Source organism: Streptomyces sp. NBC_00568 (assembly GCF_026341855.1).
In the GTDB taxonomy this organism is placed as follows: Bacteria; Actinomycetota; Actinomycetes; order Streptomycetales; family Streptomycetaceae; genus Streptomyces.
Genome location: NZ_JAPENW010000001.1, coordinates 5,489,179 through 5,509,307, shown reverse-complemented (window position 1 = coordinate 5,509,307; position 20,129 = coordinate 5,489,179). Strand labels below are relative to the sequence as shown.

General features: G+C 71.0%; 15 protein-coding genes. 9 read left to right on the top strand and 6 right to left on the bottom strand.

Annotation, left to right across the window (positions count from 1 at the left end):
* Positions 1-19 precede the first annotated feature (19 nt).
* Both OOK38_RS23895 and OOK38_RS23890 read right to left on the bottom strand, forming a co-directional pair.
* Positions 20-1,198, bottom strand: coding sequence for a hypothetical protein (locus OOK38_RS23895; protein ID WP_266757341.1), 1,179 nt, complete (start codon positions 1,196-1,198; stop codon positions 20-22).
* Complete coding sequence (locus OOK38_RS23890; protein WP_266757343.1) at positions 1,195-2,136, bottom strand: 5-dehydro-4-deoxyglucarate dehydratase; 942 nt, start codon at positions 2,134-2,136, stop codon at positions 1,195-1,197. Before OOK38_RS23890 ends, OOK38_RS23895 begins: the two co-directional genes overlap by 4 nt.
* Before the next feature lie 266 nt (positions 2,137-2,402).
* Between OOK38_RS23890 and OOK38_RS23885 the strand changes: the two genes are divergently transcribed.
* From OOK38_RS23885 to OOK38_RS23855, 7 genes are all read left to right on the top strand, one after another.
* Positions 2,403-3,212, top strand: coding sequence for an NAD(P)-dependent oxidoreductase (locus OOK38_RS23885; protein ID WP_266757345.1), 810 nt, complete (start codon positions 2,403-2,405; stop codon positions 3,210-3,212).
* A 268-nt stretch (positions 3,213-3,480) separates the two neighbouring features.
* The gene (locus tag OOK38_RS23880; RefSeq protein WP_266757347.1) at positions 3,481-4,251 is read left to right on the top strand and encodes a DeoR/GlpR family DNA-binding transcription regulator; all 771 of its coding nucleotides are present in this window, start codon (positions 3,481-3,483) and stop codon (positions 4,249-4,251) included.
* 133 nt (positions 4,252-4,384) lie between these two features.
* On the top strand, positions 4,385-5,755 hold the full coding sequence (locus OOK38_RS23875) for a sugar ABC transporter substrate-binding protein (RefSeq protein WP_266757349.1): 1,371 nt from the start codon (positions 4,385-4,387) through the stop codon (positions 5,753-5,755).
* On the top strand, positions 5,752-6,687 hold the full coding sequence (locus OOK38_RS23870; RefSeq protein WP_266757350.1) for a carbohydrate ABC transporter permease: 936 nt from the start codon (positions 5,752-5,754) through the stop codon (positions 6,685-6,687). The genes OOK38_RS23875 and OOK38_RS23870 overlap by 4 nt, the downstream gene beginning before the upstream one ends.
* Positions 6,687-7,538, top strand: a complete 852-nt coding sequence (locus OOK38_RS23865) for a carbohydrate ABC transporter permease (protein WP_266757352.1) — start codon at positions 6,687-6,689, stop codon at positions 7,536-7,538. Before OOK38_RS23870 ends, OOK38_RS23865 begins: the two co-directional genes overlap by 1 nt.
* Positions 7,535-8,524, top strand: a complete 990-nt coding sequence (locus OOK38_RS23860; RefSeq protein ID WP_266757354.1) for a zinc-dependent alcohol dehydrogenase family protein — start codon at positions 7,535-7,537, stop codon at positions 8,522-8,524. The genes OOK38_RS23865 and OOK38_RS23860 overlap by 4 nt, the downstream gene beginning before the upstream one ends.
* Positions 8,525-8,629: 105 nt before the next feature.
* Positions 8,630-9,838, top strand: a complete 1,209-nt coding sequence (locus OOK38_RS23855) for a TerD family protein (RefSeq protein WP_266765627.1) — start codon at positions 8,630-8,632, stop codon at positions 9,836-9,838.
* Positions 9,839-10,323: 485 nt separating this feature from the next.
* Here OOK38_RS23855 and OOK38_RS23850 read toward each other — a convergent pair whose 3' ends face one another.
* The gene (locus OOK38_RS23850; RefSeq protein ID WP_266757356.1) at positions 10,324-10,890 is read right to left on the bottom strand and encodes a TetR/AcrR family transcriptional regulator; all 567 of its coding nucleotides are present in this window, start codon (positions 10,888-10,890) and stop codon (positions 10,324-10,326) included.
* A 136-nt stretch (positions 10,891-11,026) separates the two neighbouring features.
* Between OOK38_RS23850 and OOK38_RS23845 the strand changes: the two genes are divergently transcribed.
* Positions 11,027-12,511: an MFS transporter gene (locus tag OOK38_RS23845; protein ID WP_266757357.1), complete on the top strand. Its 1,485-nt coding sequence runs from the start codon at positions 11,027-11,029 to the stop codon at positions 12,509-12,511.
* A gap of 152 nt (positions 12,512-12,663) precedes the next feature.
* Here OOK38_RS23845 and OOK38_RS23840 read toward each other — a convergent pair whose 3' ends face one another.
* From OOK38_RS23840 to OOK38_RS23830, 3 genes are all read right to left on the bottom strand, one after another.
* A complete protein-coding gene (locus OOK38_RS23840) occupies positions 12,664-14,244 on the bottom strand; it encodes a TROVE domain-containing protein (RefSeq protein WP_266757359.1) in 1,581 nt (526 codons plus the stop codon).
* Positions 14,245-14,763: 519 nt separating this feature from the next.
* Positions 14,764-16,221 (bottom strand): alkaline phosphatase PhoX, encoded by a 1,458-nt coding sequence (locus OOK38_RS23835; RefSeq protein ID WP_266757361.1) that lies wholly within the window; start codon positions 16,219-16,221, stop codon positions 14,764-14,766.
* A gap of 213 nt (positions 16,222-16,434) precedes the next feature.
* Positions 16,435-17,862, bottom strand: a complete 1,428-nt coding sequence (locus OOK38_RS23830; RefSeq protein WP_266757363.1) for a hypothetical protein — start codon at positions 17,860-17,862, stop codon at positions 16,435-16,437.
* A gap of 409 nt (positions 17,863-18,271) precedes the next feature.
* Between OOK38_RS23830 and OOK38_RS23825 the strand changes: the two genes are divergently transcribed.
* Positions 18,272-20,098: an endonuclease/exonuclease/phosphatase family protein gene (locus OOK38_RS23825; protein WP_266757365.1), complete on the top strand. Its 1,827-nt coding sequence runs from the start codon at positions 18,272-18,274 to the stop codon at positions 20,096-20,098.
* Positions 20,099-20,129: the final 31 nt, after the last annotated feature.

Below are 20,129 nucleotides of genomic sequence, written 5' to 3'. Positions count from 1 at the left end.
GGGCGCGGCGGAATCTCCGCTAGCCGAGCCGCACCAGCACCTCCCGGACCGTCTCCAGGTCCCGCTCCGAGGCCAACCCGGCGTGATACAGCCGCAGTTCCGTCGCCCCCAGCCCGACCGCGTGCGCCACGTCCGCCGCCAGGGTCTCCGGACGGCCCCCCATCCCCGACACCACGGTGAAGTTGGCGGCCAGGACCCGCCCCCGCGCGCCCGCCTCCACCGCCTCCGCGAACGGGGTCAGCGGTCCGGCGCCCGCGGTGCACGGCACGACCACCCCGTCGGCCACGGACAGGATGTGCCGGGGATCGGCCCCGGCGTTGGCGCCGCAGTGGTAGGACACCGGATCGGCGTGCAGGAGCACCTGGAAGCCGGCGGGCGCGGCGGCGCGGACCGCCGAGACCACCTCTTCCTGGAGCGACCGGGCCACCCCGTCACGCCACATCCGGGTGGCCCCGGCGGTCTCCGCCCCGAGCAGCTTCTCGACACCGGTCCAGCCCCCGTCCGACGGCGCCCCCCGCCACACCGGCTCCAGCGCCCCGCGCACGGCGGCGGCCAGCTCCTCCGCGTCGAGGCCCTGGCTCCCGTACCCGTGCCCGCACGCGGCGCAGAAGCAGAGCGACATCAGGTACTGCCCGGCGTCTCCGAGCGCCACCCCGCCGATCTTGTCGTGGGCGTGCAGATGGGCGAGTCCGTACCAGCCGAGCGACTCCAGTTCCGTGCCGGCCGCCCCGGGCCGGACCGCGGCCTCCGCCGCGAGGTCGGCGAGGTAGGCGCGGGTGGCGGGCTGGGCCACGCAGGGGGCCCAGGGATAGCGGTCCCCGTAGGCGTTGACGACGGAGGTCGACGGATGGTCTTCCCCCATACGGGAGTTGTGTGCGAGCACCACCCAGGTGTGGACGTCGAGACCGGCCCCGGCGAGCGTGGCGGCGGCCTCGCCGTACGCGTCGCCCGGCGCCCAGTCCCCCGCCGGGTACGGGCGAAGGGCGCGCCCCTGCCAGCGCCTCTCGTCCACCGGGTAGAGCACGGCGGCGTGCGAGGCCGTCACGATCCGGTGCCGGGGGTGGCGGGGCGTCGCCGCGCGGGTGGAGTGGTACGCGGACGCGAGCGTCACCTGGCGTACGCCGAGCGCGGCCGTCCTGGACGCGGCCTCCGGGTCCCCGTTGACGTCCCAGGGGTACAGGAAAGCGGACGTCCTCACTTGCCCTCCTCGAGGAGCGCGTACCCGCGGTCGATCAGCTGCGCGAGCTGCTTGAGGTGGTCCTCGGTCGGTTCGTTCAGCGGGGGCCGCACCTCGCCCACGTCCAGTCCGCGCAGCCGGACGCCCGCCTTGACGAGGGCGACCGCGTAGCCGCGCCCCTGCGCCCGCAGGTCGACGAAGGGCCGGTAGAAGCCGTCCAGCAGCCGGTTCACCGTCGCGTCGTCCCCGGTGTTCAGCGCCCGGTGGAAGGCGAGCGCGACCTCGGGGGCGAAGCAGAAGACCGCCGAGGAGTAGAGCGTGATGCCCACGCCCCGGTAGGCGAGTCCGGTCAGTTCGGCCGTCGGAAGGCCGTTGAAGTAGAGGAAGTCGCCGGATACCTCGCTGCGTACGGCGCTCACGATCCGCTGCATCAGGTCCAGGTCGCCGAGCCCGTCCTTGAAGCCGATGATCCCCTCGGTGCGCGCGAGCTCGATCACGCTCTCGGGGGTGAAGACGGCGTTGTCCCGCTGGTACACGATGACGTCCAGGGAGGTGGCGGCGGCGATCTCCCGGTAGTGCCGCAGCAGACCCTCCTGCCCGGCCACCACGAGATACGGCGGCATGGCGAGCAGTCCGTCGGCCCCGGCGGCCTCCGCGAGCGTTGCGTAGCGCACGGCGAGGGCGGTCCCGTATCCGGCGCCCGCGACCACCGGCACCCGGCCCGCGGTCGCCTCCACGGCCGCCCGCACGCACGCCTCGAACTCCTCGGGGGTGAGCGCGTGGAACTCACCGGTGCCGCAGCACGCGAAGACGGCCGCGGCTCCGGCCTCGACGCCGCGCCGCACATGCTCCCGGTAGACGTCGAGATCGACGGAGCCGTCGGGGCCGTACGCGGTGACGGGGAAGAAGAGCGGCCCGCTGGGGATGCTCAGCCGAGCGGCAAGAGGGGCTGACGTCACGGACTCTCCCTAAAAAGGTGCCCACCGAGTGCACGTTTCTGATCCACGTCTATATTTCTGAACACGCCCACGCTAAGCCGCCACCTCGGGGCCGGTCAAGCACACAAACCCGCAACACGGAGGCGGATTTCACCCCTCCGCGCGACACTTGACGCAGCACGTCAGCGATCCTTAGCGTGTCCACGGATGTGAATGTCGTACACGCATACGGCCGCCCGGCGGAGTTCCCGCCAGGGCGCATCGGCCCGCACCGAGGAGACCCCCGCATGCCCGCACCCCGCACCGTTCTGCTCACCGGCGCCGCCGGCGGACTCGGCACCCTGATGCGCGGGCTGCTGCCGCGGTACGGCTACGAGCTGCGCCTGCTCGACGTGCTCCCGGTCGAGGGCGAGCCCGACGCGATCACCGCGGACCTCGCCGACCGGGCGGCGCTGCGCGAGGCCGTGCGGGGCGTCGACGCGATCATCCACCTCGCGGGCATCTCCCTGGAAGCCTCCTTCGACAAGATCCTCAAGGCCAACATCGAGGGGACGTACAACCTGTACGAGGCGGCGCGCGAGGAGGGCGTGCCCCGTGTCGTCTTCGCCTCCTCCAACCACGCGGTGGGCTTCACCCCGCGCCCGCAGGGCGACGATCCCCTGATCCCGATCGACACCCCGCGCCGCCCGGACACCTTCTACGGCCTGTCCAAGTCCTTCGGCGAGGACCTGGCGCAGTTCTACTGGGACAAGCACGGCTTGGAGACCGTCTCGGTACGCATCGGGTCCTGCTTCGCGGAGCCCACCAGCGTCCGCATGCTCTCGGTCTGGATGAGCCCCGAGGACGGCGCCCGCCTCTTCCACGCGGCCCTGACCGCCGACGGCGTGGGGCACACGGTCGTCCACGGCTCGTCCGCCAACACCCGCCTGTGGTGGGACCTCTCGACCGCTCGGGCCCTCGGCTACGAACCGCGCGACGACTCCGAGCCGTACGCCGAGAAGCTCATCGCCGAGCAGGGCGACCTCGACCCCGACAACCCGGACCACGCCCACCTGGGCGGCCACTTCACGACACACCCGCCGATCTGGCCGTACTGACGCGGCGGGAAGCGGGACGGCGGGCGGGCACCGAACGGGCCCGCCCGCTCCCGTGTTCGGGCACGGGCCCTGCCCGAACTCCCCTCCCCACCCGCTCCGCCCCAGGTCCGCCGCGGGCAGCCACGGCGTCGAACGGGCACAGCCGGGCAGCATCGGGCATGCAACAGGCCTGGTCAGTGGCCGATACCCGCTGTAGAACTTCCCTCAAGGGCTCCACCGGGCCCGAACGGGCAGTGCGCGACGGAGCGCGAGGGAGGGGGTGACGGCCATGACGGCGATGACGGCGGAAGAACGGCAGCGCGAGATCGTCCGGGCCGCGCGCCGCACGGGCTCGGTCGACGTCACCCGACTCGCCGGCGAACTGGGCGTCGCCAAGGAGACCGTACGACGCGATCTGCGCACCCTGGAGGACCACGGCCTGGTGCGCCGCACCCACGGCGGCGCCTACCCCGTGGAGAGCGCCGGTTTCGAGACGACGCTCGCCTTCCGGACCACGAGCCACGTGCCCGAGAAGCGCCGTATCGCCGCCGCCGCGGCCGAGTTGACCGGGGACGCCGAGACGGTCTTCGTCGACGAGGGGTTCACCCCGCAGCTCATCGCCGAAGCGCTGCCCAGGGACCGGCCGTTGACCGTGGTCACCGCCTCGCTCGCCACGGCCGGAGCGCTCGCCGAGGCCGAGAACACCAGCGTCCTGCTGCTCGGCGGCCGGGTCCGCCCCGGCACACTCGCGACCGTCGACCACTGGACGACGAAGATGCTCGCCGGCTTCGTCATCGACCTGGCGTTCATCGGCGCCAACGGCATCTCCCGCGAACACGGCCTCACCACCCCCGACCCGGCGGTCAGCGAGGTCAAGGCACAGGCGATCAGGGCCTCCCGGCGCACCGTCTTCGCCGGTGTGCACACCAAGTTCGGCGCCGTCAGCTTCTGCCGGTTCGCCGGCATCAGCGCCCTGGAGGCGATCGTCACGAGCACGCTGCTCCCGGCGTCCGAGGCACACCGCTACTCGCTCCAGGGCCCCCAGGTCATCCGCGTCTGACACCCCTGACAACCCGACCCACCACCTCCTCACCTCCCCTTCTCCACCGCATGTGACGGCCCAACTCACCGACTCCGGGGCACCCCTACGCCCTGATCCACCCCTTATCTACCCATTCCTCCAGGAGTGATCCATGCGAACCCCGAGCCGACGGAGGCCGCGCGCACTGCTCGCCGCGGCCGCCGCAGGGACGCTGCTCACCCCGCTCCTCTCCGGCTGCTGGACCGGAGCGGGCGGGACGGGCTCCGGCGGGAACTCCATCAACGTCCTGATGGTCAACAACCCGCAGATGGTCGAGCTGCAGAAACTCACCAAGGCCCACTTCACCCGAGAGACCGGCATCAAGGTGAACTTCACCGTCCTGCCGGAGAACGACGTCCGCGACAAGATCAGCCAGGACTTCGCCAACCAGGCGGGCCAGTACGACGTCGCCACACTGTCCAACTACGAGATACCGATCTACGCCCGCAACGGCTGGCTGCACGAGCTGGACTCGTACGTCGCCCAGGACGGCGCGTACGACGAGCAGGACATCCTGAGGCCCATGCGGCAGTCGCTGACCGCCGACGACGGGAAGCTCTACGGGCAGCCGTTCTACGGCGAATCGTCGTTCCTGATGTACCGCAAGGACGTGTTCGCCGCGAAGGGCCTGAAGATGCCCGCGCACCCCACCTGGCAGCAGGTCGGCGATCTCGCCGCCCGGGCGGACGGCGCCGAGTCCGGCATGAAGGGCATCTGCCTGCGCGGACTGCCCGGCTGGGGCGAGGTCATGGCCCCGCTCACCACCGTGGTGAACACCTTCGGCGGCACCTGGTTCGACAAGGACTGGAAAGCACGCCTGGACTCCCCCGAGTTCGAGAAGGCGACCAGGTTCTACGTGAACCTCGTGCGCGAGCACGGCGAGTCCGGCGCGGCCCAGTCCGGCTTCGCCGAGTGCCTCAACAACATGACCCAGGGCAAGACGGCCATGTGGTACGACGCCACGTCCGCCGCGGGCCTGCTGGAGGCCAAGGACTCCCCGGTCAAGGGCAAACTCGGCTACGTGCCCGCGCCGGTCGAGAAGACCGGGTCCTCCGGCTGGCTCTACACCTGGGCCTGGGGACTCCAGAAGGCCTCGCACAACCCGGACAAGGCCTGGAAGTTCATCTCCTGGGCCTCCGGCAAGGAGTACGAGCAGCTGGTCGGCGACACCACCGGCTGGTCGAACGTCCCCGCGGGCAAACGCGCCTCGACGTACACCAACGCCGCCTACCGCGAGGAGGCCGGGGCCTTCCAGGACATGACCCGCGAGGCCATCGAGGGCGCCCGGCCCCGTGACCCCGGAGTCCAGCCGCGCCCGGCGCCCGGCATCCAGTTCGTCGGCATCCCCGAGTTCACCGACCTCGGCACCAAGGTCTCGCAGGAGATCAGCGCGGCCATCGCCGGACGCCAGTCCGTCGACTCGGCCCTGAGCAAGTCCCAGAAACTCGCCGAGAAGATCTCCGAGGAGTACGAGGGCCGATGACCGCCACGACAACGGCCCGTGTGGCCGCTCCTCCCGTACGCACTCACGGACAACCGTCGGCCCGGCTGCGCGCCTGGGCCCGCCGCGGCCCCCTGCTCCCGGCCCTGATCTTCATGATCGCGGTGACCCAACTGCCTTTCGTGGCCACGCTGGTGATCTCGTTCTTCGACTGGAACGCGCTCTACCCGAAGGCCCGCCGCTTCACCGGCTTCGGCAACTACTCGGACGTCCTGACCGACGCCGACCTGCGGCACTCCGTCTGGACGACGATCCTGCTGACCGTCACCGTGGTCCTGGTCAGCCTGGTCCTCGGCCTCGCCTTGGCCCTGCTCCTGGACCGGAGGTTCCGGGGGCGCGGCATCGTCCGCACCCTGCTGATCGCGCCCTTCCTGGTGGTCCCGGTCGCCGCGGCCCTCCTCTGGAAGCACGTGCTCTACAACCCGGAATACGGCCTGCTCAACGGGCTGTTGCACTACGTCGGCGGCCCTCAGCCCGACTGGATCTCCAGCACCCCGCTGCTCGCGGTCGAGGCATCGTTGGTCTGGCAGTGGACGCCGTTCATGATGCTGATCCTGCTCGCCGGCCTCCAGAGCCGTGACCACCAGCAGATCGAGGCGGCCCGGGTGGACGGCGCGAACGACTGGCAGGTCTTCCGCCACCTCACCCTGCCGCACCTGCGCCGCTACCTCGAACTGGGCGCGCTCCTCGGCTCGATCTACATCGTCCAGAACTTCGACGCGGTCTTCACCCTCACCTCCGGCGGCCTGGGCACCGCCAACCTGCCCTACACCGTCTACCAGAGCTTCTACCAGGCCCACGAGAACGGCCTCGCCTCGGCCGCCGGCGTCCTGGTGGTCATCGGCTCGATCGTCATCGCGACCTTCGCCCTGCGCGTGGTGTCGTCCCTGTTCCGCGAGGAGGTGTCCCGCTGATGAGCGCGACCGCGACACACACCCGCCCCCGCCGTGCCGGAGGAGCCGGCCTGGGCCTGGCGGCCTGGGTGCTCGGCGTCGTGTTCTTCCTGCCCATCGCCTGGATGGCGCTGACGTCCTTCCACTCGGAGTCGGACGCCGCGAAGAACCCGCCGTCCTTCGGCGCGGCACTGACCCTCGACGGCTACCGGGAGTTCTTCGGCACCGGCGGCGGCGCGAGCCCCTGGCCCTCGCTGATCAACTCCACCGTGGCGTCGGTGGCTTCCACCCTCCTCGTCCTGCTGCTGGCTCTCCCGGCGGCGTACGCGCTCTCGATCCGCCCCGTGAAGAAGTGGACGGACGTCCTGTTCTTCTTCCTGTCGACGAAGATGCTGCCGGTGGTGGCGGGCCTCCTCCCGATCTACCTCTTCGCCAAGAACACCGGCATGCTCGACAACATCTGGCTGCTGGTCATCCTCTACACCTCGATGAACCTGCCGATCGCGGTGTGGATGATGCAGTCGTTCCTCGCCGAGGTACCGGTCGCGGTGATCGAGGCCGCGCAGATCGACGGCGCGCGGCTGCCGACCGTGCTGGCCCGCGTCGTGGCCCCCATCGCCCTCCCCGGTATCGCGGCGACGGCCCTGATCTGCTTCATCTTCAGCTGGAACGAGCTGCTGTTCGCCCGGGTGCTCACGGGGGTGGTCGCCGAGACCGCCCCCGTCTTCCTGACCGGATTCATCACCAGCCAGGGCCTGTTCCTGGCGAAGGTGTGCGCCGCGTCGCTCGTCGTCTCCCTGCCGGTGCTCGCCGCGGGGTTCGCCGCCCAGGACAAGCTGGTCCAGGGCCTGTCGTTGGGAGCCGTGAAATGAAGGCCGCAGTCATCGAGTCCGTCGGCCGCGCCGTCGTCGCCGAGGTCCCGGACCCGACGCCGGGCCCCCGCGAGGTCGTGGTCGAGGTCGCCGCCTGCGGCCTGTGCGGCACCGATCTGCACATCCTCCAGGGCGAGTTCGCGCCGAAGCTGCCGATCGTGCCGGGCCACGAGTTCGCGGGCGAGGTGGTCGGCGTCGGCACCCGGGTCACGGAGCTCACGGTCGGCGACCGGGTGGCCGTCGACCCCTCCCTGTACTGCCACGAATGCCGGTACTGCCGTACGGGCCACAACAACCTCTGCGAACGGTGGGCCGCGATCGGCGTGACCACCGCGGGCGGCGCCGCCCAGTACGCCACCGCCCCCGTCGCCAACTGCGTGAAGCTTCCCGAGCACGTCGGCACCCAGGACGCGGCCCTGATCGAACCGCTCTCCTGCGCCGTCCGCGGCTACGACGTCCTGCGGTCCCGGCTCGGCGCCCACGTCCTCGTCTACGGCTCCGGAACGATGGGCCTGATGATGCTGGAGCTCGCCAAGCGCACCGGCGCGGCGAGCGTGGACGTCGTCGACGTGAACCCCGAGCGGCTGGCCACGGCCCGGCTGCTCGGCGTCTCCGCGTCGGCGGCGAGCGCCGACGAACTGGACCGCCCCCAGGGCTGGGACGTGGTCGTCGACGCGACGGGCAACGCGGCGGCGATCCAGGACGGCCTGGACCGGGTGGCCAAGGCGGGCACCTTCCTCCAGTTCGGCGTGGCCGACTACGCGACCCGGGTCACCATCGACCCGTACCGCGTCTACAACCAGGAGATCACCATCACCGGCTCGATGGCCGTCCTGCACAGCTTCGAACGCGCGGCGGAACTCTTCGCCGCGGGCGTCCTCGACCCGTCGGTCTTCATCAGCGACCGCCTCCCGCTGGCCGGCTACCCCCAGGCGCTGGAACAGTTCGCCTCAGGCGTGGGACGGAAGATCGTCGTCGTGCCCTAGATGCCGACACGAGCGGCGGGGGCGGAAGATCCTACGCCCCCGCAACTCACTCTTGGGTAAGGGAACGGTAAAGCGCCTTTGCTCGTTACCCCAGTCATGACAGCTATGACCCCCGGCTCGAACATCCCTCTCCCCGTCTCCCGCGTGACGGTGGACGTCACCGCCCCGGTGCGGCTCGACGTGTCGAGCCTGCTGCTCACCGCCGACGGCAAGGTGCGCTCCGACGAGGACTTCATCTTCTACAACCAGCCCACCGGCCCCGGTGTGACCTACCGCTCCGGCGGCGGCACGGCACCGGACGCGATCACGGTCGACACGGCCGCGGTTCCCCCGGGCATCGAGAAGATCGTCGTCACCGCGAGCCCCGACGCCGCGGGCCAGTCGTTCCAGGGCATCGAACCCACCGCGACGATCCGCAACGCGGACGACAACTCTGTCCTGGCCACCTTCACCCCTCCCCAGCTGGGCACCGAGACGGCCCTCGTGATCGTCGAGGTCTACCTCCGCAACGGCGCGTGGAAGGCCCGCGCGGTCGGACAGGGCTACGCGAACGGCCTGGCGGGCATCGCCACCGACTTCGGCGTGAGCGTGGAGGAGCCGGCCCCGGCCGCCCAGCCGGCGGCCCCCGCCGCGCAGCCCCCGGTCACACCCCCGGCCCCGGCCGCGGACCCCCGCCTCACCGCCCCGCCGGCCCCGGCCGCTCCCCCGGCACCTCCGGCGCCCCCCGCCGCCACCGGCAAGATCAACCTCGACAAGGGCCGGGTCAGCCTCCAGAAGAACCAGACGGTCTCCCTGGTCAAGGGCGGCAGCCCGTTCCTCGCCAAGGTCCAGATGGGCCTCGGCTGGGAGCCCGCGTACCGCGGCAAGGACATCGACCTGGACGCCTCGGTCATCGCGTACGGCCCGCAGCGCAACCACATCGACAGCTGCTACTTCGGCAAGCTCTCCATCGTGAACGGCGCGATCAAGCACTCCGGCGACAACCTCACGGGCGAGGGCGGCGGGGACGACGAGGTGATCACCGTCGATCTGGGCCGCCTCCCCCAGGAGGTCACCGGTCTCGTCTTCACGGTGAACTCCTTCACCGGCCAGAAGTTCACCGAGGTGGCCAAGGCGTACTGCCGCCTGCTCGACGCCGCCACCGGCGAGGAACTCGTCCGCTTCGACCTCACCAACGCCGAGGCCCAGACGGGCGTCATGATGGCCAAGCTGATCAAGCAGTTCTCCGGCGAATGGGAAATGACGGCCCTGGGCGACTTCGTCAAGTCCCGCACAGTCCGAGGCATGGTGAAACCGGCGGCCCAGTCCCTCTGACCGGCCCACCCCGGTGGGCTGACTCCACACCCACCCACAAGGCGGCGACCCCACCCCCCGGGACCGCCGCCTTCGCCGTACCCACCCCAAACCCCTTCCGCCCCCTCCACCCCTACCCGACCCACCCCGGGGCTCCGCCCCAGCCCCCGCTCCTCAAACGCCGGAGGGGCTGGAACTTCCCGGGACTGAAAAGAGGAAACGCGCCCGCAGCCGAAAGGTGCACCGGTGGGGCGCCCCCAAGCCCCCACGCACCCGCAGCGGACATCGCACGGGAGGGGCCGTGCCGGTACATCCCTATGTCCGTCGCTTACGTTCGGATCGAGCGACAGTTCGCACAGGTAGCCCACGTCTGATCCAGCGGCGACGGACTGGGATGTACCGGCACGGCCCCGACCCACCCACCGGCCCGCACCGAAAGAACTGGACCGGACCGGACCCCGCACGCGGGACCACAGACGCACCCGCACCCGGCACCGGCGACCCGCCTACGGCCGCAACCCCTCCGTCAGCAGGGACAGATACCGGCGAATCTGCTCACCCTGCCCATTCGCCAGCTCCGAAGCCGTGGAAACCCCGTGAGCCAACCGCAGAACCTCGATCGGCTCGATGTCCTGACGCAGAGTTCCCTCCCGCTGCGCCGCCTCGACCAGCCGCGCCGCCGCCCCCTTCATGGAAGTGCCGCAAGCCGTGAGCGCGGCCTTGCTGCCGTCCGTGACGGCCGAGCCCAGCAGGGCCTTCATTCCGCGCACCTCGATCGTGCCGACGCACAGCTCATAGAGCCACTCCGCCAGCGCCTCACCCGGGGGCAGCTCCTTCGCGAGCTCGTCGGCCCGCGCCCCGAGCGCCTCGATCCGGTCGACGTAGGCCGCCTCCAGCAGCGCCTGCCGCGTCGGGAAATGCCGGTACAGCGTGCCCGACCCGACGCCCGCCCGCTTGGCGATGTCGTCGAGCGAGGCGCCTTCCCCATGCTCGGCGAACGCCTCGGCCGCCACCTTCAGCAACCGCTCGTAGTTCCGCCGCGCGTCCGCCCGCATCGGCTTGACCTGGGCCATTCAGATACTCCTTGCGAACCGGGGACCCTCTCCGTATCTTAACGAGGGTTAAACGGAGACAGTCCCCGCTTATCTCGGCGGGCAGTCCGTGCTGCCCACCCGCACCGTACCGGGGACGCCAGACCGGGAGCACTCCATGTCCACCCCGTCCACGCCGTCCACCCCGTCCACGCCACCACCCACCGCCGGAACACCCCCCGCCGACAGGCCCCCGAAATCCTCCGAACCACCCCACCGCACCAGCCCGGCCACCACCCTCCTCGTCATCGTGGCCGCCTACTTGATGGTCGGCGTCGACTCCACCGTCGTCAACGTCGCGCTGCCGGACGTCCAGCGGGACCTGGACTTCACCCCCACCGGCCTGTCCTGGGTCCTCAACACGTACACGCTCGCGTTCGGCGGCCTGCTCCTCCTCGGCGGCAGGATCGGCGACATCGCGGGCCGCCGCCGCACTCTCACCGCCGGCGCCCTGATCTTCGCGGCGTCTTCCCTGCTCGGCGGCATCGCCACCGAGAGCTCTTGGCTACTGGCGGCCCGCGCGCTCCAGGGCGTGGGCGCCGCGCTCATCGCCCCCAGCACCCTCGCCCTCATCACCACCAGCTTTCCCGAGGGCCCGCGCCGCCACCACGCCCTCGGGGTCTACTCCTCGATGGCCGGGATCGGCGCGTCGATCGGCCTGATCCTCGGGGGCATGCTCACCTCGTGGGCGTCCTGGCGCTGGTCCCTGCTGATCAACGTGCCGATCGGCATCGCGGTCGCCGCCGCCCTCCCGCGCGTCGCCGCAGAGACGCCGCGTCACGCGGGCCGGTTCGACGCGGCGGGCGCACTCACCGGCACGGCGGGCATGACCTCACTGGTCTACGGGTTCATCCGGGCCTCGGAGGAGGGCTGGAGCGACACCCAGGCGATGCTGGGCTTCAGCGCGGCGGCGGCCCTGCTCGTCGGTTTCACCCTGGTGGAGGCGCGCGCGGAGCAGCCGATCATGCCGCTGCGGCTCTTCGCCGACCGCGATCGGGCGGGCGGCTACGCGGGTGTCCTGCTGCTGCCGGCGGGCATGTTCGGCGCGTTCTACTTTCTCACCCTCATCAGCCAACAGGCCCTGGAATACAGCCCGTTGCGCACCGGCTTCGCCTTCCTGCCGATGACTCTGATGATGTTCACGACCGTGCGTCTCGTGCCGCGGCTGCTCCAGCGCTTCGGTGCGAAGCCGGTCCTGCTCACCGGCATGGCACTGATCGCCCTCGCGGCCGGCCGGCTGTGGCTGCTGGACCCCGGCGACGGCTATCTGTCCGGACTGCTCGGCCCGTTGCTGCTGATGGGGCTGGGCGTAGGCCTGAGCTTCCTGCCGCTGAACGCGACCATTCTCGCGGGCATCGGGCCGCGCGAGGCGGGCGCCGCCTCCGGACTGCTCCAGACCCTCCAGTGGCTGGGCGGCACCCTCGGACTGTCCGTTCTGGTCACGGTCTTCGGCACGGCGACCCGGCACGCACACGGCTCACGGTCGGAGATCCTCGTCGAGGGCTCGGCGCGCGCGTTCGGCGTCGGCTCCCTGATCGCCCTGGCCGCCCTGCTGCTGTCGGCGTTCGTGATCACGGGCAAGGAACGCGAGCGCGCCGTCTAGGACCCGCTCTCGTCGCACCCGGCGGACACCAGCGTGCGGCCCGCACCGAGGTGCGGGCCGCACGTGCCGATCAGATCCAGGGACCGTACGCGTCGCCGCGGCCCGGAAGCCGGAGTCGTCGCGCAGGCCCAGGTCCGGTCCGCGGCCCTCGCTCAGACCCAGGGCCAGTCCGCGTCCCTCGCCGACTCCAGAAGCGGCACCATCCGGAAGGCCGCGTCCGAGAGCCCCCCGAAGGTGTGCCGGTTCCTCTTGCCCGACGGGCCGTGGCCCGCGCGGTATCCGGCGAGGTTCCAGGTGTAGACCGGTACGTGCGCCGGGACCTGCTCGGTCGGGTCGCCGTAGTGGCTGTACGTGGCCTGCTCGTCGGTGACGATGAGGACCCGGTCGTGCTTCCTGTAGTGCGCGCGGACGGCCTCGCTGGTGTTGGTGCCGCCGAGGTCGCCGAACCGCTCGATGACCTTGAGCACCGACTCGCCCTCGCGGAACTTCACCCGCTTGCTGCTGGTGCCGAACTCGACGAGATCCGCGTCCGCCGCCCGCAGCGCGAGCGCCGTGCCGAAGATCGCCGCCGCGTCGGCCCGGTTGAGCTCCGAGCGGTCGGACAGCCGCGAGTAGAACATCGAGCCCGAGCGGTCCACGAGCACCAGCGTCCGGCCGGGCAGCGCGGGCACGTTGGCCAGCGAGTGGCCGAGCGCCTGCTCCAGCGGGTACGACCAGCGCAGCGACGGCGCGTGCTGGTAGGCGGCCAGGTAGCGGAACGGGAACTGCCGCGAGCGCGCGACCTCCGCCGGGTCGCTGATCTTCGCGGCGACCTGAGCCGCCACCTCGTCGCTGACCCCCGCCGCGTCGAAGTTGCGCAGGTTGCGGACGAGCGCCATCGCACCCATGGACGGAATCACGGCCTCCCAGGCCGCCTTGTCCATCGGTCCCTGCAGCCAGCCGGCCAGCGCCTCCCACGTCATGCCGGCGTCCGCCAGACGCTGGGCGCCGTGCGCGCCGGTCACGACCGCGCGCCGCTCGTCCGGCCGCAGCGCCATCAGATCGCGATGGGCGACGAGCACCGGCAGCGACGTGGGGACGACAGCCGTGTCCGGGTTGTGGCGCCGGTCCAGCGCGTACTGGAACAGGTCGCCCTGCCACGCCTTGCCGGGGTCCGGCGCCGCGTGCACGAGGTTGAGGATGTCGCCGAAGCGGTACCCCTTGGAGGCGGTGTCGTACTTCAGGAGCGACTTGCCGCTGTAGAGACGTCGTACGGCGTCGGCGACGCCCCGCTTGACGGGCTTGGGCACGTTGCGGCCGTACTGGGACGTCCAGTAGGCGAGCAGCTCACCCGGCTCGTCCGGACGGCGCAGCACGGAGGCGATGACCTGCCGGTTGGCGGGGCCGTCGGTGGCGCCCGCGTCGAGGCGCGCCTTCACGTACTCCGCGGCGCCCACGAGCGAGGCGGTGCGCAGGTTTCCCTCGCCGCGCAGCCAGCCGAGCAGGGCGGCGGTCCAGGACGGGTCGGTGACGGCGAGCTCGCGCACGAGCTCGGCGAACCGGTCGTCGCGAGCCGCGCCGGCCTCGTAGAAGGTCTGCTGCGACACGAAATTGGCGATCGCCAGAAGAAAGAGCTCGGAGCGCGCGTCGCGCTCCTGGCCCCGGCCGCCCTGGTGCGTCCGCAGCACACGGCCGGTGGACGTCACGCGGGAAGTGGGCTGGGCCTTCGCGGCCTTGGTGTTGAAGCGTGCCATGGTGAATTCCCCCGAATTCGTTCTACGACGGTGAAGTCGCGTTTCGGAGGGAGGCACAGCGAATGGAGGGTGCCCGAGGTCAGAAGTCGGCGACGGACTTGCGCAGATGCTCTACCGATTGAGCTACACCGACCCGAAGTCGATGACGGGATTTGAACCCGCAACCCTCTGATCCCAAATAGAAGTAGCCGTTGCCTGCGCACCGGGCACCCACCATGAGCTGCGCCTCCCGAGATCAATTCGGCTGCGGCGTGGATTCTTTGAGAGAGAAGTAGCCGCGGCCCGCGCACCGGGAGGTGCGTGAAGTTGTGGTGTCCAGAGTTCAGGTCGGCGGAACCGACGTAGGTGCTCTAACCCCTGAGCTACACCGGCGCGTTGTACCGGTGACGGGACTCGAACCCGCGGCCGCCCCATTATGAGTGGAAGTAGGTCCTGCCTTCGCACCTGGACAGGCATTACTTTAGGAGGGCGGCCGCGAGTCGGGCGAGCGAATTAAATCGCCGGGGAACCGGCGGGAGTTCAGCCCCGCTTCTGGCGCTTCCAGGGGCCGGTGATGGCGAGCATGATGCCCGGCACCTGGATGTTGGCGAAGAGGGTCCTGCCGTCGGGCGAGAAGGTGACGCCGGTGAACTCGCTGTACTCCGGGGCCTCGGCGGTGCCGATGTTGAGCTCGTTGCGGGCGATCGGGTACGTGCGGCCGCTCTCGGTGGCGCCGAAGAGATGCTGGACGCCCTCGCCGTCCTCGGCGATGACGAGGCCGCCGTACGGGGAGACGGTGATGTTGTCGGGGCCGTCGAAGGCGCCGTCGACGGACGGGTCGGGGTTCACGCCGATGAGGACCTTCAGCGTCAGGGTGCGGCGCTTGGGGTCGTAGAACCAGACCGCTCCGTCGTGCGCCTGGCCGGGGCTCTCGGTGCGGGCGTAGGAGGAGACGATGTAGACGCCGCCGTCGCTCCACCACATGCCCTCGAGCTTGCGGGCGCGGGTGACCTGGCCGGCGGTGAACTGCTTGCGGACGGACACGGTCTTGGCGTCACGGTCCTGGACGTCGACCCAGTCCACGCCGTACACGGTGCCGATCTTCGTGGCGCGGGAGAGGTCGTCGACGAACTTGCCGCCGGAGTCGAAGCACTTGAAGGCCTGGAGCGATCCGGCGTCGTCGGCGAGGGTGCGGAGCTTTCCGTGGCCGTGCTCGAAGCCCTGCGGGGGCGTCCAGCGGTACAGCAGGCCGTTGGGGTTCGAGGCGTCCTCGGTGAGGTAGAGGCGGCCACGCCTGGGGTCGACGACGACGGCCTCGTGCGCGTAGCGGCCGAGCGCCTTGATCGGCTTGGGGTTCCGGTTGCGGCGGCGGTCCTCGGGGTCGACCTCGAAGACGTAGCCGTGGTCCTTGGTGAAGCCGTTGGTGCCGGCCTTGTCCTCGGTCTCCTCGCAGGTCAGCCACGTGCCCCAAGGGGTGTTGCCGCCCGCGCAGTTGGTGGCGGTGCCGGCGATGCCGACCCACTCGGCGACCTTGTCCCGGCGCACCTCGACGACGGTGCAGCCGCCCGCGGCGGCGGGGTCGTAGACGAGACCCTCGGTGAGCGGCACCGGGTAGGGCCAGTTGGCGCGGGGGCCGGCGAGCTCGTGGTTGTTGACCAGGAGGGTGGCGCCGCGCGGGCCCTCGAAGGTGGACGTTCCGTCGTGGTTGGAGGGCGTGAACTCGCCCGACTCCAGCTTGGTCCTGCCGCTGTGGGTGATGACGCGGTAGGAGAACCCTGCGGGCAGCGAGAGCAGGCCCTTCGGGTCGGTGACCAGCGGACCGTAGCCGACGCCGCCGTGCCCGGCGGCCACCGGTTCCCCGGCCGCGCCGTCCGTGTCCGTCTCCGTGGCGGCGAGGGCGTTGGGGGCGGTGGCGAGGGCGCCGACGCTGCCGACCAGGGCCACGCCTGCACCGGTGATCGCGGACTGTCTGGCGAAGTCCCTGCGGGTGAGCGACATGTGATGTCTCCTGTGACGGTGAACTCGGACTGTCGTGGGGGGCGGTGGCGGCCTCGGTTGCGGCCACACGGTCCCGCCCCCGTCTGAACGCGAGTTGAACGCACGCCGACTTCAGGGGTCCCGCTTGCGTGAATCCACCCGACCGGCACAGGGGAACCCCTGCCTCCGGGCAACAGTCCGTCCGGGCGCCGGGCGCCCGGGGTCACCGGCGGCTCACCCCGCCTGCTGCGACCGTGCCTTGAACGCGGCCTTGCGGGCTTCCTTGGCGACCTTCTTGTCGGGGTGCAGGCGGCCCATGGCTTCCAGGACGTCCGGGGCGGCGGGGTGATCGACCCGCCAGGCCGAGTCGAAGAAGCCGCTGTGCTGCTGGGCCAGCCCCTCGACCAGTGCCTGGAGTTCGGTGGAGTTCCCTTCGGCGGCGAGCTGTGCCGCCACCGTGTCGATGGTGAGCCAGAAGACCATCGCCTCGGACGGCGCGGGCACGTCGGGCGCGCCCTGCTCGGAGAGCCAGACGCGGGCGAGACCGCCCAGTTCGGCGTTGTCGAGGACCTCGCGCAGCGCGGGCTCGGCCTCCGTGCCGACCAGCGAGAGAGCCTGCTGGCAGTGCAGGCGGCGCAGCGGGGCGCCCGGGTCCGTTCCGCGTGCCGCGGAGAGCAGTTCCCGGGCGGCGGCGAGCGGTTCGCGCCGGGCGAGCCACTGCTCGATCTCGGCCTGGGCGGCGGCCGGGGGGAAGCCTGCCGTGCCGTCCAGGAGCGTGTCCGCGCCCTTGTCCGCCAGTTCGCCCACCGCGGGGGCGGAGAAGCCCGCCTCGGTCAGCCGGGCGCGCAGTCCGTACAGACCGAGCGGTGTCAGGCGGACCACGCCGTACCGCGATACGTCCAAGTCGTCGACGGGGGCGGCCGGCTCCTCGTCGGCGTCCGCCATCAGGGCCTCGTCGACGGGCTGGAAGTCTACGAGGCCGATGGGCTCCAGCAGCCGGAACTGGTCGTCGAGCCGCATCATGGCGTCCGAGACCTGCTCCAGGACGTCGTTGGTGGGCTCTCCCATGTCGTCGGGCACGATCATCGAGGCGGCGAGCGCGGGCAGCGGCACCGGGACCTCGCCGGGCGCGTTCTCGCCGACGGTCAGCAGATACAGATTGCCGAGCACCCCGTCGAGGAACTCGGCCTCGGCCTCCGGGTCCCAGTCCAGGGAGGAGAGGTCGATCTCGCCGTCCTCGCCCATGGCTTCGACGAGATCGTCGAGGTCGGGCACGCTCGCGTCGGCCAGCACGGTGTCGAGCGCGCCGAGCCAGACGCCGAGGACGTCCTGCGGGGCGCCGGAGGTGAGCACGGCGAGGTCCTCGCCCGCCTCGACGGTGCCCTCCTGCTCGTCCACGATCTCGACGAGCCCGGTGTCGACGGCCACCCGCCAGGCCTCGCCGGCGAAGGCGGCCGCGTCGTCGCCGGACAGGCCGAGGACGCCGGCCGCCTCGGGAAGCTGCTCCTCGACGAGTTCGCCACCCGCCCCCACCCGGGTGCCGGGGCCCGCCCAGCGGGCCAGCCGCGCGGCGCGGGAGAGCAGCGGCGCGGCGAGCGCGTCCCGCGCCAGCTGCGCCTCGGAGAGCAGCCGCACGGGCGGCAGGGAAGAGCTGTCTGACATCGGCTGAGTTCTCCTCCGAACAACCACGACGAGCAGGGCAAGCGGTTCGGGCGGGGTTTTCGCCCGACGCCGCGCCGAACGGTGGCGGGCACCGTCGACCGCGGCGGGCATCGCATCCCGCGGGGCGCCGGCGGACTCGGGAATCCGAAGGCGGCCCGGGCGATCCGTGCCAACGGCTCAGCCTAGACGGATTTCCACCCATGCCGCCCGGTTCATGTGTCCGACAGGTCTCGTACACCGCTGAAACCTTGACAACTCCCCTCACCACACACGAGATTGACGCGCGTAGAAGTTCAACGGCCGTGCGGTCCGCCCACTTCTACGCGCGTCACCGGCCCGCACGCAGGTCGCGCTCCCCCCACAGTCCACCCTCGTCCCGGCGCTCATGAACGTCCCCGGAGGGATTCCCTTGCCGAGCAAGAGAACCGCGCGCATCGGCGCGCTGACCGTCGCCGCGGTCTGTTCCACCATCTCCGCCGTGGTGCTCACCACACCGGCCCACGCGGACACCGTCCACATCCACGACATCCAGGGCACCACCCGGACCTCCCCGCTCGCGGGTGCGAAGGTCACGGACGTGGCCGGCATCGTCACCGGCGTGCGGACCTACGGTTCGTCCAAGGGCTTCTGGCTCCAGGACTCCGCCCCGGACGCCGACCCGGCCACCAGTGAGGGCGTGTTCGTCTTCACCAGCTCCGCCCCCAAGGTCGCCGTCGGCGACTCGGTCACGGTGACGGGCACGGTCTCGGAGTACGTCCCGGGCGGTGCCACCAGCGGCAACCAGGCGGTCACCGAGATCACCAAGCCGACGGTCACCGTCGTCTCCAGCGGCAACGCCGTCCCGGCCGCGACGGTCGTCGACGCCAGGTCCGTGCCGAACACCTACGCCCCCGCCGGCGACACCGCCGCGAGCGGTTCGGTGAACGGCCTCACCCTGGAGCCGGCGAAGTACGCCCTGGACTACTACGAGTCCCTCGAGGGCATGAACGTCCAGGTCGCCGACGCCCGTGTGGTCACCGCCACCGACCCGTACACGGAGCTGTGGGTCACGGTGAAGCCGCGCGAGCACGCCACCCACCGCGGCGGCACGGTGTACGGCTCGTACACCTCGCAGAACACGGGCCGGATACAGATCCAGTCCCTGGGAGCGACGGCCGACTTCCCGACCGCGAACGTCGGCGACAAGCTCACCGGCACCACGGCTGGCCCGCTCGACTACAACCAGTTCGGCGGCTACACCCTCGTCGCCAACCAGCTGGGCACCCTGGAGAAGGGCGGCCTGGAGCGCGAGACGACGCGGAAGCAGTCGCGCGGCGAGCTGGCGGTGGCGACGTACAACGTCGAGAACCTGGACCCGGGCGACGCCACGTTCGACGCCCACGCGTCCGCGATCGTGAACAACCTCAAGTCGCCCGACATCGTGTCCCTGGAGGAGATCCAGGACAACAACGGCGCGACGGACGACGGCACGGTCTCCGCCGACCAGACGGTGCGGAAGCTGATCGACGCGATCGTCGCGGCGGGCGGCCCGGCGTACGACTGGCGTTCCATCGACCCGGTCAACGACCAGGACGGCGGCGAGCCCGGCGGCAACATCCGCCAGGTCTTCCTCTTCAACCCCGAGCGGGTCTCCTTCACCGACCGCGCGGGCGGCGACTCGACGACCGCCGTCGGTGTCACGAAGGTGCACGGAAAGGCGCAGCTCACCGCGTCCCCCGGCCGCGTCGACCCGGCCGACACGGCCTGGAAGAGCAGCCGCAAGCCGCTCGCGGGCGAGTTCGTCTTCCGCGGCCAGACGGTGTTCGTGATCGCCAACCACCTCAACTCCAAGGGCGGCGACCAGGGGTTGACCTCGCAGTACCAGCCCCCGGCGCGCAGCTCGGAGGTCCAGCGGCACGCCCAGGCGACCGCGGTGAACGCCTTCGTCGACGAGATCCTGAAGTCGCAGAAGAACGCCGACGTCATCACGCTCGGCGACATCAACGACTTCGAGTTCTCCGACACGGCAAAGATCCTGGAGGGCGACGGCGAGCTCTGGTCGGCGATCAAGTCGCTGCCGAAGAGCGAGCGTTACACGTACGACTACCAGGGCAACGCCCAGGTCCTCGACCAGATCCTGGTCAGCCCGTCGATCCGCAAGGGCTGCGACCTGGAGTACGACAGCGTGCACATCAACTCGGAGTTCTCCGACCAGATCAGCGACCACGACCCGCAGGTGCTGCGGTTCCGTCCGTAGTCGCTCGGGTACGCGAGAGCCCGGCCCCGTC

What these genes read in the sequence shown, in the direction of transcription:
- OOK38_RS23885 (WP_266757345.1), top strand. Translation starts at nt 2,403, where the DNA reads ATGCCCGCACCCCGCACCGTTCTGCTCACCGGCGCCGCCGGCGGACTC.
- OOK38_RS23880 (WP_266757347.1), top strand. Translation starts at nt 3,481, where the DNA reads ATGACGGCGATGACGGCGGAAGAACGGCAGCGCGAGATCGTCCGGGCC.
- OOK38_RS23875 (WP_266757349.1), top strand. Translation starts at nt 4,385, where the DNA reads ATGCGAACCCCGAGCCGACGGAGGCCGCGCGCACTGCTCGCCGCGGCC.
- OOK38_RS23870 (WP_266757350.1), top strand. Translation starts at nt 5,752, where the DNA reads ATGACCGCCACGACAACGGCCCGTGTGGCCGCTCCTCCCGTACGCACT.
- OOK38_RS23865 (WP_266757352.1), top strand. Translation starts at nt 6,687, where the DNA reads ATGAGCGCGACCGCGACACACACCCGCCCCCGCCGTGCCGGAGGAGCC.
- OOK38_RS23860 (WP_266757354.1), top strand. Translation starts at nt 7,535, where the DNA reads ATGAAGGCCGCAGTCATCGAGTCCGTCGGCCGCGCCGTCGTCGCCGAG.
- OOK38_RS23855 (WP_266765627.1), top strand. Translation starts at nt 8,630, where the DNA reads ATGACCCCCGGCTCGAACATCCCTCTCCCCGTCTCCCGCGTGACGGTG.
- OOK38_RS23850 (WP_266757356.1), bottom strand. Translation starts at nt 10,890, where the DNA reads ATGGCCCAGGTCAAGCCGATGCGGGCGGACGCGCGGCGGAACTACGAG.
- OOK38_RS23845 (WP_266757357.1), top strand. Translation starts at nt 11,027, where the DNA reads ATGTCCACCCCGTCCACGCCGTCCACCCCGTCCACGCCACCACCCACC.
- OOK38_RS23840 (WP_266757359.1), bottom strand. Translation starts at nt 14,244, where the DNA reads ATGGCACGCTTCAACACCAAGGCCGCGAAGGCCCAGCCCACTTCCCGC.
- OOK38_RS23835 (WP_266757361.1), bottom strand. Translation starts at nt 16,221, where the DNA reads ATGTCGCTCACCCGCAGGGACTTCGCCAGACAGTCCGCGATCACCGGT.
- OOK38_RS23830 (WP_266757363.1), bottom strand. Translation starts at nt 17,862, where the DNA reads ATGTCAGACAGCTCTTCCCTGCCGCCCGTGCGGCTGCTCTCCGAGGCG.